Annotated in this window: 14 protein-coding genes; 10 read left to right on the top strand and 4 right to left on the bottom strand. The window is 40.4% G+C overall.

Going from position 1 to position 16,840, the window contains the following annotated elements:
* The first annotated feature begins 263 nt into the window (after positions 1–263).
* Both mltG and tmk read left to right on the top strand, forming a co-directional pair.
* The gene (gene mltG / locus KPY62_RS07605) at positions 264–1,613 is read left to right on the top strand and encodes an endolytic transglycosylase MltG (RefSeq protein ID WP_216581467.1); all 1,350 of its coding nucleotides are present in this window, start codon (positions 264–266) and stop codon (positions 1,611–1,613) included.
* A gap of 158 nt (positions 1,614–1,771) precedes the next feature.
* A complete protein-coding gene (tmk, locus tag KPY62_RS07600) occupies positions 1,772–2,458 on the top strand; it encodes a dTMP kinase (RefSeq protein ID WP_216581466.1) in 687 nt (228 codons plus the stop codon).
* A 136-nt stretch (positions 2,459–2,594) separates the two neighbouring features.
* Here tmk and KPY62_RS07595 read toward each other — a convergent pair whose 3' ends face one another.
* Positions 2,595–4,868: a cation:proton antiporter gene (locus tag KPY62_RS07595; RefSeq protein WP_216581465.1), complete on the bottom strand. Its 2,274-nt coding sequence runs from the start codon at positions 4,866–4,868 to the stop codon at positions 2,595–2,597.
* A 729-nt stretch (positions 4,869–5,597) separates the two neighbouring features.
* Here KPY62_RS07595 and KPY62_RS07590 point away from each other — a divergent pair.
* The 8 genes from KPY62_RS07590 (at position 5,598) to tauD (ending at position 13,470) form a co-directional block, all read left to right on the top strand.
* Positions 5,598–6,962, top strand: coding sequence for a Do family serine endopeptidase (locus KPY62_RS07590; RefSeq protein WP_228730753.1), 1,365 nt, complete (start codon positions 5,598–5,600; stop codon positions 6,960–6,962).
* Between the two features lie 313 nt (positions 6,963–7,275).
* Complete coding sequence (dapA, locus tag KPY62_RS07585; protein WP_216581463.1) at positions 7,276–8,181, top strand: 4-hydroxy-tetrahydrodipicolinate synthase; 906 nt, start codon at positions 7,276–7,278, stop codon at positions 8,179–8,181.
* Positions 8,182–8,283: 102 nt separating this feature from the next.
* Positions 8,284–8,595: a hypothetical protein gene (locus KPY62_RS07580; RefSeq protein ID WP_216581462.1), complete on the top strand. Its 312-nt coding sequence runs from the start codon at positions 8,284–8,286 to the stop codon at positions 8,593–8,595.
* Between the two features lie 57 nt (positions 8,596–8,652).
* Entirely contained in the window at positions 8,653–9,366 is a 714-nt protein-coding gene (gene purC / locus KPY62_RS07575) for a phosphoribosylaminoimidazolesuccinocarboxamide synthase (protein ID WP_216581461.1), read from the top strand.
* Positions 9,367–9,830: 464 nt separating this feature from the next.
* A complete protein-coding gene (gene tauA, locus KPY62_RS07570) occupies positions 9,831–10,838 on the top strand; it encodes a taurine ABC transporter substrate-binding protein (protein WP_216583233.1) in 1,008 nt (335 codons plus the stop codon).
* 37 nt (positions 10,839–10,875) lie between these two features.
* Positions 10,876–11,637, top strand: a complete 762-nt coding sequence (locus tag KPY62_RS07565) for an ATP-binding cassette domain-containing protein (protein WP_216581460.1) — start codon at positions 10,876–10,878, stop codon at positions 11,635–11,637.
* 98 nt (positions 11,638–11,735) lie between these two features.
* Entirely contained in the window at positions 11,736–12,551 is an 816-nt protein-coding gene (tauC, locus tag KPY62_RS07560) for a taurine ABC transporter permease TauC (RefSeq protein ID WP_267459619.1), read from the top strand.
* Positions 12,552–12,600: 49 nt separating this feature from the next.
* Entirely contained in the window at positions 12,601–13,470 is an 870-nt protein-coding gene (gene tauD / locus KPY62_RS07555; protein ID WP_216581458.1) for a taurine dioxygenase, read from the top strand.
* An 876-nt stretch (positions 13,471–14,346) separates the two neighbouring features.
* On the opposite strand, the gene KPY62_RS13970 is transcribed toward tauD, so the two are convergent.
* The 3 genes from KPY62_RS13970 to KPY62_RS07540 form a co-directional block, all read right to left on the bottom strand.
* Positions 14,347–14,586, bottom strand: coding sequence for a tetratricopeptide repeat protein (locus tag KPY62_RS13970; protein ID WP_216581457.1), 240 nt, complete (start codon positions 14,584–14,586; stop codon positions 14,347–14,349).
* Between the two features lie 388 nt (positions 14,587–14,974).
* Positions 14,975–15,691: a hypothetical protein gene (locus KPY62_RS07545; protein WP_216581456.1), complete on the bottom strand. Its 717-nt coding sequence runs from the start codon at positions 15,689–15,691 to the stop codon at positions 14,975–14,977.
* Between the two features lie 338 nt (positions 15,692–16,029).
* Positions 16,030–16,830 (bottom strand): sulfite exporter TauE/SafE family protein, encoded by an 801-nt coding sequence (locus KPY62_RS07540; protein ID WP_201621635.1) that lies wholly within the window; start codon positions 16,828–16,830, stop codon positions 16,030–16,032.
* Positions 16,831–16,840 lie beyond the last annotated feature (10 nt).

The following is a 16,840-nucleotide window of genomic DNA, read 5'->3' as shown; positions in this document are numbered from 1 at the left end:
GTTTTTCTCTTGAGAGAGATTATATTTAGGGCGTGTTGAACATTTGACCGTGGTACTTATAGGTTTTTGGCACAGATAATAAATAACAAGCAGTTTGCCAAACTATGTTTATATTAATATAGATTTTTGCGCTCAATGATGAACTTAATTTGAGCAGATATTCGCTGCCAAATCTTCAGTTAAAGCCTATACTAAGTAAATAATATTGAAAAGTAAGCATTTCAGTGCTAAATTCTAGCAAAACTTCTGCCCTGTGAGTTGCCATGAGTAAGCCGACACCTGATACATCTGATAATCAAGCTAATGACATCCCGTCAAACAATCAAGACCTTGCTATTACTGAGCCTACAGACATTGAGTCTATTAGCGTCGACTCTAATAGTATTAAGCCAATTAATGCAGCGCTAGACCCAGAACCGACAGCGATTAATGACAAGCGTGTGGCTTCGGCGCCAGCACCAGTGACTGATGTATCGTTAATTAGCGGCGCTAGTCTCCCTCGGCGTTACAAAAAAGACAACCCGTCGTTCTTTATGCAGCGTGGCTACCAGATATTGCTAGTATTAGGACTTATTGCGGCTTTCTTATTAGTGATGGTTTATCAAACCTTGTTTGGCCGTATAAGCCAACCTGAGAAAAAAGTATCTATTGAGAAAGGCGATACTTATTATGGTCTGCTATCGCAGTGGCAAGAGCAGATTCCGCTGTTTTCGGTCAGTATTGCTAAGTTATATATCAAGTCACAAATCGACGCACCACTTCATGCTGGCATTTATCCGTTGCCTGAGAACCCTACTATCGCTGAAGCGCTGCAAATATTAGGGCAAGGCGCGAAAGTGGCCATGGTAAAAGTACAGATTATCGAAGGTAAGACTTCAAAGGATTTGTATAAGAGCTTGCGTGATAATGACGGTATCACCAAAGAAGTTTTAACTGCTGACGCCGATAATGCTAGTATTGCACAAGCATTAGAGCTGACTGGTATATTGCCGGATTCAGTGACTAATAGCAGCGATCCTATTGTCCGTTATAACCTCGAAGGTTGGTTTACTCCTGACACTTATTATTATGCTGAGGGCGCAACTGACAAGCAAGTACTCACCGATCTATATAAACGTCAGCAGCAAGCATTGACTACCGCATGGGAAAATCGGGCACCAAACTTGCCTTATAATAGTCCTTATGAAGCACTAGTAATGGCCTCTATCATCGAAAAAGAGACTAGCGTTGCTAGTGAGCGTCCTTTAGTTTCAGCAGTGTTTAATAACCGCTTAAACCAAGGTATGCGTATGCAGACTGACCCTACTATTATTTATGGTATGGGTAGCCGTTACCAAGGTAATATTCGTAGAGCTGATATTAATGAAAAGACCTCTTATAATACTTATCAGATTGATGGACTGCCGCCAACGCCGATTGCCTTGCCATCAGCTGCTTCTATAGAAGCCACTTTGCACCCTGCCGATAGCGAAGCTTTATATTTTGTAGCTACTGGTAATGGTGGCCATAAATTTACTAGTAGCTTGGCTGAGCATAACAAAGCGGTAAAAGAGTACCTGCAAGTGATGCGTCAGAAAAAATCACAAACCGCACCTACTCAGCTTAGTGAGTAATAGTTTACTGATAGAGTAATCATTCACTGCTAAAAATAACTGAGTATTAGCTATAAGTTTTAGCATAATTTTATCTGAGCTAGACATCGATACTACTGCCCATAGAATGCGTAGTAGTGCCTATGTTTAGCCGTTATATGTACTACGAGGCGGTATTTATGTCAGCAGTTATAGCTACTGCGGTGTCGGATAACACTGATAGCACCATCCCTAAAGTAGGGCGTTTTATTAGCTTTGAAGGTACAGAAGGTGTGGGCAAGACCACCGCTATCGAAACCTTATGTGCGCGATTACAGTATAGTGGCATCGACTATCTAAGGACTCGTGAGCCGGGCGGTAGTCCGTTCGCTGAGCGTCTGAGGGCTATTTTGCTCGACCCTACTACTGAGATCAACGATGACACTGAGCTGTTGCTATTGTTCGCTGCTCGTTGTGATCACTTACAACAAATTATTTTGCCTGCTCTGCAACAAGGTACTTGGGTGATTTGTGATCGCTTTACTGACTCCACTATCGCCTATCAAGGTTATGGCCGTGCCCACGGTGATGCAGCAGTGCTATCTAAGATTGAAGGGTTGATAGCTCAGTTTATTCCGCAATTACCTGAGCTGACTTTATGGCTTGATCTACCCGTATTAGAAGGAATGGCGCGGGCCGGTAAGCGCAGTGCCGCCGATAGGTTTGAGCAGCAAGCCACAGAGTTTTTTCTGCGTATATATCAGGGCTTTACTGCTGTTGCTGAACAACATCCACAGCGTATCGAGCGCATTGATGCTGTAGGCAGTACTACTGAAGTGAGTACCCGTATTTGGCAAGTAGTTAGTCAGAGATTCGCTGTTAACTAGTAATAAAATTTATAACTATAAAAGCTGTAATTGTAAAAAATAGCTATTAGCCTAGCCATAATCGCTGCATTAAAAAACCCCAGCTCATTTGAATGAATGAGCTGGGGTTTTTTAATGTTTAAAGCTATCACTTGCCTTAACTTGCAGGACCACCTTTTAGCTGGTTTGAGCTATCCGAATTGACTTTAACCTCATTTTTAATATCGTTGTTAGCATTACTAGCTGTCTTATCGCTATCACTATCTGGCAAACGATTAGGATCAAGTGAACCGCTTTTGGTCTTCGGTGCACTACCGCTACCATTGCTATTAGGATTGATGATGGGCTTAGCTTTAGTGTGTACCTCGCTTGCAGTCATACTGTTTTTAGCCGCTGTGGCATCAGTGATAGCAACGGCTTTGGCGTTAGCGGCGTCCGCTGCTGTTAAAGCTTGTAGGGTTTGATCACTTTTGATGTCAACTTTCGCCCCATCAGCGATTGTAGCAGAGCCATCTATAGAGACTTGATCCAAGCCATCATCTATTATCTCAACTTCTTTGCGTTTTTCTGGGGCTTTAGAGTTGGCTTCAAAATGAGCATCAGCATTTACTCGCGCTTGCTCTTGCTTGGCGGTAACATCTACGGGTTTTGGCTGTACTTCATCCTCAACCACTAAAGCAATAAGCTTGCGATCACGTGCAACTGTACCGTCAAAATTGTCAGTAATGACATGCAGTTTGCCTTCTTTATCAATAGTATAAAGCGGGACAAATTGCTTATTATCTGCTTTATATTGCTCAAAACTATAGCTATCGGTAAGATTGGTAATCTTAATTCTAGCTTTTCTAGATAACATGCTGGCAAGCTTAGTATAAGTGACATCTTTGCCAAACATCCACTGCGAAGAGAAGTTAGACTGCTTATCATCACGCTCACTTCTGACTTTTTCATCACTGAATTTAAGACGATAAAGTTTACGCTCACCGAATTCGTGACGATAATGAATCTCAGACAAAGTGTTCATCTCTTTATCCATGCTCATGGCGAACAGATGGCCAATACCGATAAGGTCGAGATGATGGTCAGCATGATCAGAGATAGGATTACCGAAATAAGTACGCAAGCCACTCATCCGAGCACGGGCAATATTGGTGTAGTTATTATGGGCAACGATGACATCGAAGCCTTGTTCTTTTAGAGAAGTTGCTATCAATAACGCTACTGGATTAGAGCCGACAACCAGAATACCGTTAGTCTCAGGTTCACGTACACCCAGCAAGTTACCCACTACCTTGGCCCCTAAGCCTTGAATCATTACTGTACCGATAATGACCATAAATACTAAGGGAACTAGCAGCTCAACCCCTTGAATATCGTACTCTTGTAGGCGAATAGCGAATAAGGATGATATAGCAGCAGCGACGATACCCCGTGGCCCAATCCAGCTAATCATTAGTTTTTCGCTGGTTTTTAGATTAGAGCCAATAGAGGAGGCCCAAACCGACAGTGGACGCGCTACAAACATGACGATAGCCAGCAATACTAAGCCGGCAAAACCGACACTTATTAAGCTGGCTAGCTCAACACGCGCTGCCAAAATAATGAACAATACCGATATCAGTAGGATGGTTAACGATTCATTGAACTCTAAGATAGTATCACGAGGGAATTTAGGCCAGTTGGCTAGAGCTACTCCCAATACAGTGACAGTTAATAGGCCGGATTCGTGCTCTAAATGGTTGGAGATAGAGAACAATAATAGTACGAAAGCTAAAGTGAAGACATTGCGCAAAAACTCAGGAATCATATGCTTGCGCATTAAAAAAGCTAGCGCCCAAGCCCCAGCCAGACCCAATAGGGTTGCTAATACCACAATTTTAGCGAACAGTAGAATACTACTAGCCTCGCCACCAGAGATGATATATTCATAGACCAATACCACCGCAATAGCGCCGATAGGGTCAATGATGATACCTTCCCATTTTAAGATATTAGAGATGGTCTTGTTCGGACGTACACTGCGTAGTAGTGGCATGATCACAGTAGGACCAGTCACACATACTAGGGCGCCGAATAATAGAGCTATTAAGGGGTCAACATCGAACAGTAAATAAGTCGACAAAGCCACGATAGCGATAGTGATGAGTACCCCGACGGACACTAACATCTGTACTACCGTACCGTGTTGCTTAATCTCATCGAACTCTAAAGTTAGTGAGCCCTCAAATAAAATAATCGCTACCCCCAAAGAGATAAAAGGGAACATCAGCTCACCTAATACCAAGTCAGGGTCAAAAACACCCAATATAGGGCCAACGACAATACCAATCAGTAATAAAAACAAGATGGACGGTTGCTTTAAGTACCAAGCTAACCATTGGGCCGCAATGCCTATCGCCACCACACCGGATAGCAGTAGAGCAGTATCCATAAATCAATCCTTTTATAAGCTTTTTGGGCTACGTATTTCACTAGTTGTTGTAGTCAGCATTTAGCATCAATGGTTAGCTATTGCTGATTACTTTTACCTTCATTGATGATAAAAGACGATGAACAAGGGTAAAAAGTAAAATGATTACCACTAGCTATTTATAGCAGCAACAATAGTATCTAAAGGTAAACAGCTTCTAGAAGTAAACAGGGATAATCTGTATCAACGAGCGCTTGCTAATGGGGTGAGTAAAAGCAAGTTAAGCGCTAGTAACTTAAAGCACTGGATGGCTATAGTAATTTAGTGGGCTGGTTTTATTATTGGTCAATTATAGCCAGCCAGAACAGCATTATTTATTAACTTTTGTTGGTTAAATAAGGTTTTTAACTTATTATCATAGCATGATTTTATTTTACTTGCGTCAGGCATGTCTACCAGTGGATGATAAGTTAGATTACCCTACTCATATTGTCATGACCATGCTAGCAATAGCTCTTGGCGTAAAGGATGAGCATAGCCATAGCTTAATTTATCCGGCATAATACTAGCAAATAGTAGAGTATCAATTTCGTTAATGAGCTGGTACTAATCGATAGTTACTAGTAGATAAGCAGCTGTAGACAAGTCAAAATACCGCCTAAGGAAAAGAATATGCACTCTAAAAGCAGCCCTCGTAATTTGAGCTATCGGTTAACTCGCAGTGCGCTGACAGTTGCTATCGCCATAACGATGACTACAGGCATAACTATAGCGACAGCGACTAATGTACAAGCGGCAGTTACTACTGCTGACTTCTCAGGTCTAGTGCAGCAAGTCACGCCTGGAGTAGCACGAGTCAATGTCACTAAGACGGTTAGTGAGTCAGAGCTGGCAAAAGCGCAGACCGCAGAGTTATTACGGCAATTCTTTGGCGATCGAATACAGATCCCTGAACAGGCTACTAAACCAGCTATCGAACATGCTTACGGCACCGCATTTTTTGTAACGGCAGATGGCTACATGCTGACCAATCATCATGTGATCGAAGGCGCGGACAAAATCACTGTGACCCTCAATGATCGCACTGAGCTAGATGCAAAGTTGATAGGTAGTGATGAACGCTCAGATGTGGCAGTACTCAAAGTGGTAGGTTCTAATTTTCCATCACTACCTATTGGCGACTCGACTGGATTGAAAGTTGGCGAGCCAGTATTAGCTATAGGCTCACCTTTTGGTTTTGATTATTCTGCTTCTGCTGGCATCGTTAGTGCCAAATCACGCAGCTTTTCAAGAGAGACGAGTGTGCCTTTTATTCAGACGGATGTGGCGCTGAATCCAGGTAACTCAGGTGGACCTTTATTCAATCAGGGTGGTGAAGTTATAGGCATTAACTCCCGTATCTTTAGTGGTACGGGCGGTTATATGGGCTTGTCGTTTTCAATCCCGATTGATGCCGCTATGGATATTTATGAGCAGCTCAAAACTAATGGGGCAGTACAGCGTGCTTATTTAGGTATTTATCCACAAGATATCGATCGTAATCTGGCAGAAGTCTATAAGCTTGCGCGGCCCCAAGGAGCGTTGTTAACTCGAGTATCGCCTAATTCACCCGCTCAAAAATCAGGGCTTAAAACCGGTGATATTATTTTACAATATAATGATACCGAGATTATGCGGGCGTCAGATTTATTGAATTTGATTAATCGAGCTCGACCTAATGATACTTTTCGAGCACAAGTACAGCGTGATGGTAAATCACTATCTATAAGCGGAAAGCTGAGCGATACTCCAGAAGGGGTACAAGGTGAAGGTATTGAGCAGCAAGACAATGTGGTGCGCTTGGGTCTGCGCTTGCGCAATTTGACTGCTGATGAGCAGTTAGAGCTAACCGCTGATGAAAAAATGGGTGTATTAGTGACGGCTACTGATCCGACTGGTCTTGCCGCGCGCTCAGGAATATTTGCTGGAGATGTGATCACTAAGCTATATCAAAAACCTATTGCTAAAGTCACTGACTTTAACAGCGCCATCTCCTCATTACCCAAAAAAGGCGTAGTCACTATAGAGGTCATTCGCCAAGGAATTCCAGCTATTATTGGCTTACGCATCGAGTAGGGTAGTAAGCGCATTAATTGAATATTTTTATATATGATAAAATTTTTTGAGTTATTAACGTTTGCTTAACACACAATTGAAGATAGCGACCAAATTAAAATATGCTACACTATCGGACGTTTATAGCACTATATAGACTGCTGGCATGGCTAGGGTCTCATAGCCTATAAGCCAGCACTGTCTATTACAAAGACGACTAGTAAATAAAACCACTAGTGAGCAAGACGACTATTATGCAAGGAGGAATTCCTTGTCCACTACCTATCAGGTGATAGCTTTTACAAAAGCTAGGATAATACAGTAAGGCATGGTTATGAGCACAGCATACGACGAGATAAAAACCCGACTTCAAGGCTCAATGGTAGCTTTGGTAACGCCCATGAACCCTGACGGCACGGTAGATTACAAGCGTCTGGCAGATCTCATAGATTGGCAAATTGAGCAAGGTACGCATTGCTTAGTGGCAGTGGGAACGACAGGTGAATCAGCGACTTTATCCATGCAAGAGCACAGCGCCGTGATTCGCTATTTTGTGCAGCATGTAAAGGGACGCGTACCAGTCATAGCCGGTACAGGTGCTAATAACACTACTGAGGCCATCAAACTGACGCAAGATGCCAAAGACGCGGGCGCAGACTGTGCACTACTGGTAGCTCCTTATTATAACAAGCCACCACAAGAAGGCTTATATCAACACTATAAGGCTATTGCGGCCGCTGTTGATATGCCACAAATGCTTTATAATGTTCCCGGTCGTACCATCGTTGATATCGCTCAAGAAACTGTTGAGCGTTTGGCTGATATTGATAATATTGTATCGATTAAAGACGCCACTGGCTCTCTTACTCGTGGTGAACAGCTTATTCAAGCAGTCGGTGACAGACTAGTAGTATTATCTGGCGACGACAGTACGGCGCTAGAGCTGATAAAATTTGGTAGTAAAGGTAATATTTCAGTAACTGCTAACGTAGCGCCAAAAGCCATGAGCGAGAGCTTTAGTGCAGCATTACGTGGTGATTTTACTGCGGCAAACACTGCGCACGATGTGATTAAGCATCTGCATCGCGATTTGTTTATCGAATCTAGTCCTATACCAGTCAAATACGCTCTATATAAAATGAGCATGATAGACAAAGGTATTCGTCTACCCCTAGTTTGGTTAGCTGATGAGCATCACGCGACTATCGATAATGCTTTGATAAAAGCAAGGTTGCTATAGAAGCTGCTACCAGTCACTAAGTTCACAGCTATAGAATAACAGTCAAGCTCAGCGTCTATATAGGCGTCGATAGCTAACTTCGTAGGATAATATAGAGATATTATGATGAAAACGTCATTCGCCACCCGAAAAATGCTTCCTATTATGCTAACAGTAGTTATGGGCAGCACCTTAGTTTTGAGTGGCTGCCAAGCCACAAAAGGCTTTATTGGTAAACGTGATAACGGTAGTTTAGAGTATCAAAAAAGCCAAAAGCTTACCCCATTACAATTGCCTGCTGATCAACAAACTGCGCCTTTTGTGCCTTTATATTCCACGCCAAATGTCGGTGCTAATACTTTGACTTTACAGAATGATGCCGGTAAACAATACCAATTACCAAAACCTGAGCGTGCCGTGCCTACTGCTAATTAATAGCCGCCACCAACATTATTGTTTATTATGCCAGCTTGAGTGAAAAGGATACTTGTAATGCAAAGACAAAAACTGCTGTATAAAGGTAAAGCTAAATCTGTTTATGAAACCGAAGACAATGATCTACTGATTTTACACTTCCGTGATGATACCTCAGCGCTTGATGGTAAACGTATCGAACAGTTAGCGCGCAAAGGCGTAGTCAACAACCGTTTCAATGCTTTTATTATGCAAAAACTGGCTGATGCTGGTATCGAAACCCATTTTGAAAAGCAGCTGTCTGACGACGAAGTGTTGGTCAAGCGTTTGGAGATGATTCCAGTTGAGTGTGTAGTGCGTAACTTTGCTGCTGGTAGTTTGGTACGTCGTCTAGGTTTAGAAGAAGGCCAAGAGCTTACACCACCTACTTATGAGCTGTTCTATAAAGATGATGGCCTTGGTGATCCGATGGTTAATGAGTCAATTTCTATCTCTCTTGGCTGGGCAACTGACGCACAACTAGCGAAAATGAAAGAATTAAGCCATCAAGTGAATCAAGTATTAACCGCTTTGTTTGATGCTGGTGATTTGATACTAGTTGATTTCAAACTAGAGTTTGGCGTCTTCCACGATCGTATCGTGTTAGGAGATGAGTTCTCGCCAGATGGTTGCCGCATTTGGGATAAAGTTACGAAGAAAAAACTAGATAAAGACCGCTTCCGTCAGTCACTTGGTGATGTGATTGAAGGCTATGAAGAAGTCGCTAAGCGTATCGGTGTCCCTTTAAGCTAAGACTTTATTTAGCTAATAATCCCCATTAAAAACAAAAAAACTGAGCCTTGTGCTCAGTTTTTTTGTTTAGGATTTTATTAGCAAGATATTTTAGGGATTAGGTAAGGCTTGGTTGAGAGTTTAGTCTTTAACTCTAGAACATTAATACTAAAGGTTATGTTATTAAAATATTAGCAGGATGATTCATAACCTGCTTTTAGCCGAATAAATGTTACTTGAGTAGCTATTTTGCGTACTAAGAATTCTTAGATATAGCAGGATTGGTTAGCTGTTACTCTTATAACTATATAGAAATATAAAAACCATATCTATTCAAATAAGGACTTTACTAACAAGTAAACTTAATTTTGTTAAATCGAATAAATTACTCATAATGTCTATTCTTATAATAGAACAATAGACAGTTAGAGGAATTCATGACTAAAAAAAATAAAATTTTTACAGCGGGCGTAGTTTTAGGTGTCATGACTATTGGCGGTAGCTATGCATATACTCAGGTAAATCCCAGCTCCGATAGAATTAACGAGCTAAAATCAAATAAGAATATAGACTTAAACGATGTTTCAGTAGTCAATATTGCCTATCAAACAGGAATTGACCCATCTAAAGTAGCACAAGCGGATCAAACTTATGAAAAAGTCACGCACCGTGATATCAACTGGCGTAAATTTGATACGGGTGCAGATGTCATTGCGGCAATCAGTTCAGGTAGCATAGATATTGGCAACATTGGTTCAAGTCCACTCGCAGCAGCAGCAACTAAAAATGTACCATTAGAAGTGTTTTTAATCACTAGTGAAATCGGCGAAGCCGAAAGTTTGATTGCAAAAAATAGTAGTAATATCAAAACACCTAAAGATTTAATTGGTAAGAAAATAGCAGTACCTTTTGTATCTACTACCCATTTTAGTCTACTTGCTGCGTTAAAACATTGGGAAATAGATGTCTCACAAGTCGATATTATCAATCTTCGTCCCCCTGAAATCAGCGCTGCATGGGAGCGTGGCGATATTGATGCTACTTACGTTTGGGAGCCGACTTTGAGTAAAGCCAAAACCAGCGGACATGTATTGGTTAGTTCAAAACAAGTAGCTGAATGGGGCAGTGCAACCTACGATCTTTGGGTTGTAAGTAAAGATTTTGCTCAAAAAAATCCTGAGTTTTTAAGGCAGTTCGTTAAAATTAGTACGGATGCCACAGGTAAATACAGCCAAGATCCAAAAGCGTTTGTGTCTAACCAATCGAACTTACAAAAAATCGCTAGAATAACGGGTTCTACTCCTAACGATATTGCCAATTTATTAGCAGGTAATCATTATCTAGCAGCTGATGAGCAGATTACTTTACTACAAAAACCTTTTGCAGATAATATTCGTCAAACTGCAGAGTTTTTAAAAGCACAAGGGACAATTGAACAGGTGTTACCAAATTATACGGCGTTCGTGACAAATAAATACCTACCCAATAAATAGACAAAAATCTGATAAATAATTTATATGAGTATAAAAAATGAGTGGATTAGTTATTAATAATCTAACGGTAAAGTATCCTAACACTACCTTAGCATTGGATAATTTGAACTTATTATTACCGGCCCAGAGTTTTTGTGTGGTATTGGGAGCTTCAGGCTGTGGTAAAAGCACACTTCTTAATACTATCGCAGGCTTTGTGGCTGCAACTAGTGGCAACATCAATTTTGATGGTAATACTATTACTAAATCAGGGATAGATAGAGCCGTAGTATTTCAAGATCACGCATTATTTCCTTGGCTAAATGTGGCAGAAAACGTTAGTTTTGCTGGAAAATTAGCAGGAATTGAACGTAAAACTTGTGAGAAAAATACGCAAAAAATCCTGCAATGGGTTGGTCTTGATAACGTTGCTAATCACTCTGTTTGGGAGCTGTCAGGAGGTATGCAACAACGTGTTGGCATTGCCCGAGTATTAGCTTCGAAAGCAAAAATGCTATTACTCGATGAGCCGTTTGCAGCCCTTGATGCATTCATGCGTGAGTCCATGCAAGAGTTACTATTAACGATTTGGCAACAAAGCCAACGCCAAATATTATTAATCTCACATGATATCGAAGAAGCCTTGTTTTTAGCAACTGATTTGGTGGTGATGGGGAATGGGAAAATCCTACACCACTATCGACCGAAATTTAATGAGAACTGGCAGAAAGGGCATAATACTCGTGATATTAAGTCAGATAGTGAGTTTATTGCATGGCGAGAACGCTTGTTTAATCAAATCGTTGAATGTCGTCTATAGCTTTTTTTTATAAAGCATCGATTTTAAGGGAATAAAAAAGGAATTCTCATATGACCAATCGAATAATTCATACGCCCATTGTTGCGAGCAAACGAGTGATGACTACTCATTCTAGTCCTCAATTAATTATACAAAAAAAATTATTTATTCGACATTACGGTCTTTTTTGGGGTGCTATAAGCATTTTGACCATGGGGATTATTTGGTGGGCAGTGACAGCATTGGAAGCTGTACCAAGCTTGTTTCTACCAGCCCCAACTATTGTATGGCATCAGCTACTAAAAATAGCTACAGATGGGTATATGTCAGCAAGCCTATGGCAGCATGTCTTTGCCAGTCTCGGACGAGTATTAGTTGCTTTGTTTGCTGCTATTTTGGTGGGAGTTCCAATTGGTATATTGATGGGGACGAATCGTACTATAAAAGCAGTATTTGATCCTTTACTTGAATTCTACCGTCCTATACCTCCATTGGCTTATTTACCTTTATTGGTAATTTGGTTAGGTATTGGTGAGGTTACCAAGATTATGCTAATTTTCTTAGCGATTTTAGCACCTATTATCATCTCAACCTTACAAGGTATATCAACAGTAAATAAAAGCAGACAATTTGCAGCACTTTCATTAGGAGCAAGTCGTTCGCAATTATTGTGGCATGTGACATTGCCATCGGCGTTACCGCATATATTAATCGGTATTCGTATTGGTCTTGGCGTTGGTTGGTCAACTCTAGTAGCCGCAGAACTAATCGCCGCAACTAAAGGGGTAGGTTTTATGATTCAGTCTGCAGCTCAGTTTTTAGCGACCGATATTGTGATTTTGGGGATTATGGTGATTGCCATAATTGCTTTTGCATTAGAAATGATACTGCGTACAGTACAGAACAACTTAGCCCCTTGGTATGGTAAGTATTAATATAAGAAAAAATTTATATAATAATAAAATTATGGTTATAGAGGCCCCTATGAACACACAAGCTAATTTATTATCTAAAAAAAGCTTATTATCCATTAAGCAACTGTCGCCAAATATTGGTGCAGTAGTGCAAGGCATTGATTTTACTCAGCCTTTAACTAATGAAACTAAACAAATGCTTGAGCAAGCATTATTGACTCATCAAGTACTATTCTTTCGTAATCAAGCTATTAATCCCAAACAGCAAGTAGCATTTGCTCGGCAGTTTGGAGAACTGCATATTCATCCAATTTACCCACAAGTGGATAATCAGCCAGAAATTATAATCTTGGACAATCAAAAAACTGATTTACGCGATAATGCTATCTGGCATACTGATGTAACTTTTGTCGAAACCCCACCTCTAGGCAGTGTATTAGCCGCTAAAAAAGTACCAGAATTTGGTGGAGATACGCTGTGGTCAAGTGGCTATGCAGCCTTTGAGGCACTCTCACCATTTTTTCAAGCGTTACTAGAAAGATTAACAGCGACTCATAATATGATGCAGTCATTCTCTAGAGAGCGTTTCGGTAATACACCTGAAGCATTACAAAAATGGCAACAAGCTCAACTCGATAATCCCTGTGTCGTGCACCCAGTCATTAGGACACATCCTACTACTGGAAAAAAGCTGATATTCGTCAATGAAGGTTTTACTATGAAAATTAACGAATTGACTGATAGTGAGAGTAAAGCAATTTTATCCTTTTTATTTCAGCACATTGCTCAGCCTGAATTTACTATAAGGTGGCATTGGCAAGTAAATGATATTGCATTTTGGGACAATCGAGCAACGCAGCATTACGCTACCAATGATTATGGAAGCAATACTCATCGTGTGATGCATCGGGCTACTATCAATGGTGATAAACCCTTTTAATTCTGAGATAATTTATATGGTATTCCCTTTAGAATACTATGAGTTAATGGCTGTCATTAGTAAAATTCAGGACTAAAGTTCTTGAAAAAGTTATTACGCAGAATTATTTTAAATGTGATCCATGTCAATATTAATGATGATTTATCAGTCTAAGCCTCTGCTTACTTTGGTACACTGTAATTAATTTTGGATCACTAATAAGAGATAATAATGAAGATGCTAGCAGCTGTTTTATTCTCCCTACTTGCGGTTAATGCGAGCGCTTAGACTAGCGATGCTGAAAAGCAGTCGTACGTATCATTTGCTAGTGAAAGTAATCTATCGCAAGCTGTAGTATTTACTCCTACAAATACCTTGCATACTTTGACAGATAAATCTATCAGCCATGGGAATAGTATTCATCACGATTTTTATGGTATTTTCTCAAAAGAAAAATTCCAAAAGATTTACTTAGATGACGAAGGCAATGTGGTATTAACTAAAACGGCATTAGGCGAGCTAAGCATGTCTGATAAAATGCTAATCAAGCGGTGAGCAGAAAGAGCTGAGAATGACGAGACCGCAAGAAAGCTGGCATTAAAACCTGATGCTGCTATTGGCATGACTAAAACGCAAGTGCACAATAAGACTAATTGGAGAAGCCCTAACTATGTAAAGACTACCACTACGGCTTACGGCACGTATGAGCAATGGGTTTGTGATGACTATCAGTGCTTATATTTTGATAACGGAAAATTAACAACTATTCAGAAATAAATGGGCGGCACTGCTGCAAGCAAAATTAGCGCTGTCACCCTTGCTGTTAATGGCTTTTCGTTTTTGTCACTTGCTCTATAGCAAGAATAATATCAACATCAGGTTTCTAGATTAAATAAATCAGTAGCCTTGTTGATTCAGTTTTTTATAAAGATCACAGCCTATCTGATCTCCATTATCACAAACCTTGCCATACCATTCTTTTGCAGTCGTTTTGTTTTGGCGCACACCGTCTCCGTATTCATACATGTAACCTATATAACCTTGGGCAGGGAGGAAATTCTGCTTGGCTGCTTTTTTAAGCCACTCAAGTGCCTTGCTGCGGTCTTGACGCAGGCTCGTGCCGCTCTCGTAGTACACCCCAAACACACCTTGGCTCCAAGCATCGTCCTTTTCCGCTAATACTTTTATCTCCTCAAAACTTGATCATGCTGCTGTCGCTGATAGGGTCAGTCCAAAAGAAAAGCTCAAAACAATCAGTCCATTAGTGAGTATTTTTTTTAGTAATTGCATGGTTTCTATTTCTCTTCGTCTATTTGAGTAACTTTCCATGATGAGATGGTATCAGTCATTGCGAAAAAAGCATTAGAAATGCAAGTTCAAACTCCAAAAGATCAGTGATTTACTTATCCGAAAATCAACTAAAAGATAGCTGTCGGGTCGGTGATTTTTTTATTCCCATTTTTATTTATCATAATCTAATTTATGCAGACAGGCGGCTATTTTTGAAGGTTTGTCTGGGTGAAAACTAAACTTTCTGAGTTGTAGTGTAGTAGTTTCCAAGCTCTTCATTCCAGAATTCTAGATCACCATTTCCATTAATTATGTAATACCAATCTAAGTCTCTTTCATCTTCCGACTTAAGTTTTATTCCTTTATTGGATTGAGATTGCTTGTAAACTTTATCTAATGATCCACCTTCATCAGCTATCATCTGTACGTAAGTTTTACCGTCTTTGTTATATGCAGTTAGCTTATAATCAATCCCATCACCAACCATCCAACTCCCTAATATTTCACCATTAGGTAGAACTGTATTCTTGATTACCTCATAATCAACTGCATTCTTTCCTATTATATTTACCTTCATGTCTGGATCGTAGTCCGTTTTTGCCCAGAAAGCCTGTCTCTTATCCTCACCAGCAATCCTATAACCTATAAAAGTACGTTTAACTTTCACATTTGAAAGGGAATATATTTTTTCTGCTAAAGCTCTGAGAGACTCTTCATCTGTCCTTGATGATAGCTCTACTTCCACAGTACGTTTGATATTATGCTTAATCTCATCCTTTATAATTTTATATTTAGGCATAGCTTGAACGATGGTTTTTTGTTCAGATACATTTTTAACTGTGTCAGCTGAGACTGTCTTTTTGGATGTATCTGGCACACTATCGGAGCATGCACTAAGCATTAAAAAAACTGAAACTGAAACTGCAGCTGAAGTTTTAAATATATTAAGCATTTGGTTATTTCCCTCAAAGGTGGTTCAAATTGAGATCGGAGCAGCATCTCGGCCACTAGAGTTATATTACTGCCTGTTAATAAAAGTATAGAGCAGTGTGCTACTTCTAAGCTTTGGCTTACAGCTAGTATTTTTGCAATACTAGCCGCAGCTTGTATCATAGCTGTTGATTACCGTAGAAGTACCTTAGTTTTGATTTTATTCAGCTAATTATCATAATTAAGACAATAAAAAACTGAGCCTTGTGCTCAGTTTTTTTGTTTAGGGTTTTATTAGCAACATATTCTAGCCGTTAAGTAGGCTTAGTTGCTGAGCCTTGCAGTTTAGATATGCAAGACTCAAATCAATCCTTTATAAAGGAAAAAACAGCCCACAATGAGTAATAACACGGCAAAACATTTTTTTAGTAGTTGTGGGGATAGCATATGAGCCACTTTTGCACCAATCTTGGCAGTGAAAAAGCTCATGCTACCAATACCTAAAAAGGCATAAATATGTACAAAGCCAATAGTATTAGGAACATTCACTTGGGCCTGCATACCAAAAATCATAAAGCCTAAAGCGCCAGCTATAGCGATGGGAAGGCCGCACGCGGCTGAAGTACCAACCGCTTTTTGCATCACCACGCCATAACGAGTGAGATAAGGAACGGTTAAGCTGCCACCGCCGATACCAAAAATTGCAGAAGCTATTCCTATAACAGCGCCTGCAGTTAATTGCATAGGCGTTGAAGGCAGTACTTTATTAGCATCAATGATCTTTTTGCTACCAGTAAACATAGTAAATGCTACCCACAGCAAAAATAGACCCACAATCAGTTGCAGATGAACCCCAGAGAGCCATCCAGCAATACCTGCCCCTAAAAAGCAGCCGAGCGCCATGCCTGGTGCCAGATTTTTAAATACTGGCCAGATAACAGCACCCTTTTTATTATGGGCCATTAAGGAGCTGATAGAGGTGACAACGATAGTCGCCAATGAGGTACCTAGAGCCAAATGCATAATAGTGTCAGCACTGTAACCCATTTGGGAAAAGACGATATATAACAAGGGCACGATGATGGTTCCACCACCTACGCCAAATAGCCCTGCTGCAAATCCTGCCAGAGCACCTATTGCTAAAAAAATGATTAATTCCACGGGATAGTTA

The organism is Psychrobacter sp. TAE2020 (genome assembly GCF_018919485.1).
Taxonomy (GTDB): domain Bacteria; phylum Pseudomonadota; class Gammaproteobacteria; order Pseudomonadales; family Moraxellaceae; genus Psychrobacter.
The sequence above is the reverse complement of the archived record's forward strand: the minus strand, read 5'-3'. Positions and strand labels throughout refer to the sequence as shown.

Coding starts and splice junctions, on each gene's coding strand:
- mltG (WP_216581467.1), top strand. CDS start 264: ATGAGTAAGCCGACACCTGATACATCTGATAATCAAGCTAATGACATC.
- tmk (WP_216581466.1), top strand. CDS start 1,772: ATGTCAGCAGTTATAGCTACTGCGGTGTCGGATAACACTGATAGCACC.
- KPY62_RS07595 (WP_216581465.1), bottom strand. CDS start 4,868: ATGGATACTGCTCTACTGCTATCCGGTGTGGTGGCGATAGGCATTGCG.
- KPY62_RS07590 (WP_228730753.1), top strand. CDS start 5,598: ATGACTACAGGCATAACTATAGCGACAGCGACTAATGTACAAGCGGCA.
- dapA (WP_216581463.1), top strand. CDS start 7,276: ATGAGCACAGCATACGACGAGATAAAAACCCGACTTCAAGGCTCAATG.
- KPY62_RS07580 (WP_216581462.1), top strand. CDS start 8,284: ATGATGAAAACGTCATTCGCCACCCGAAAAATGCTTCCTATTATGCTA.
- purC (WP_216581461.1), top strand. CDS start 8,653: ATGCAAAGACAAAAACTGCTGTATAAAGGTAAAGCTAAATCTGTTTAT.
- tauA (WP_216583233.1), top strand. CDS start 9,831: ATGACTATTGGCGGTAGCTATGCATATACTCAGGTAAATCCCAGCTCC.
- KPY62_RS07565 (WP_216581460.1), top strand. CDS start 10,876: ATGAGTGGATTAGTTATTAATAATCTAACGGTAAAGTATCCTAACACT.
- tauC (WP_267459619.1), top strand. CDS start 11,736: ATGACTACTCATTCTAGTCCTCAATTAATTATACAAAAAAAATTATTT.
- tauD (WP_216581458.1), top strand. CDS start 12,601: ATGAACACACAAGCTAATTTATTATCTAAAAAAAGCTTATTATCCATT.
- KPY62_RS07545 (WP_216581456.1), bottom strand. CDS start 15,691: ATGCTTAATATATTTAAAACTTCAGCTGCAGTTTCAGTTTCAGTTTTT.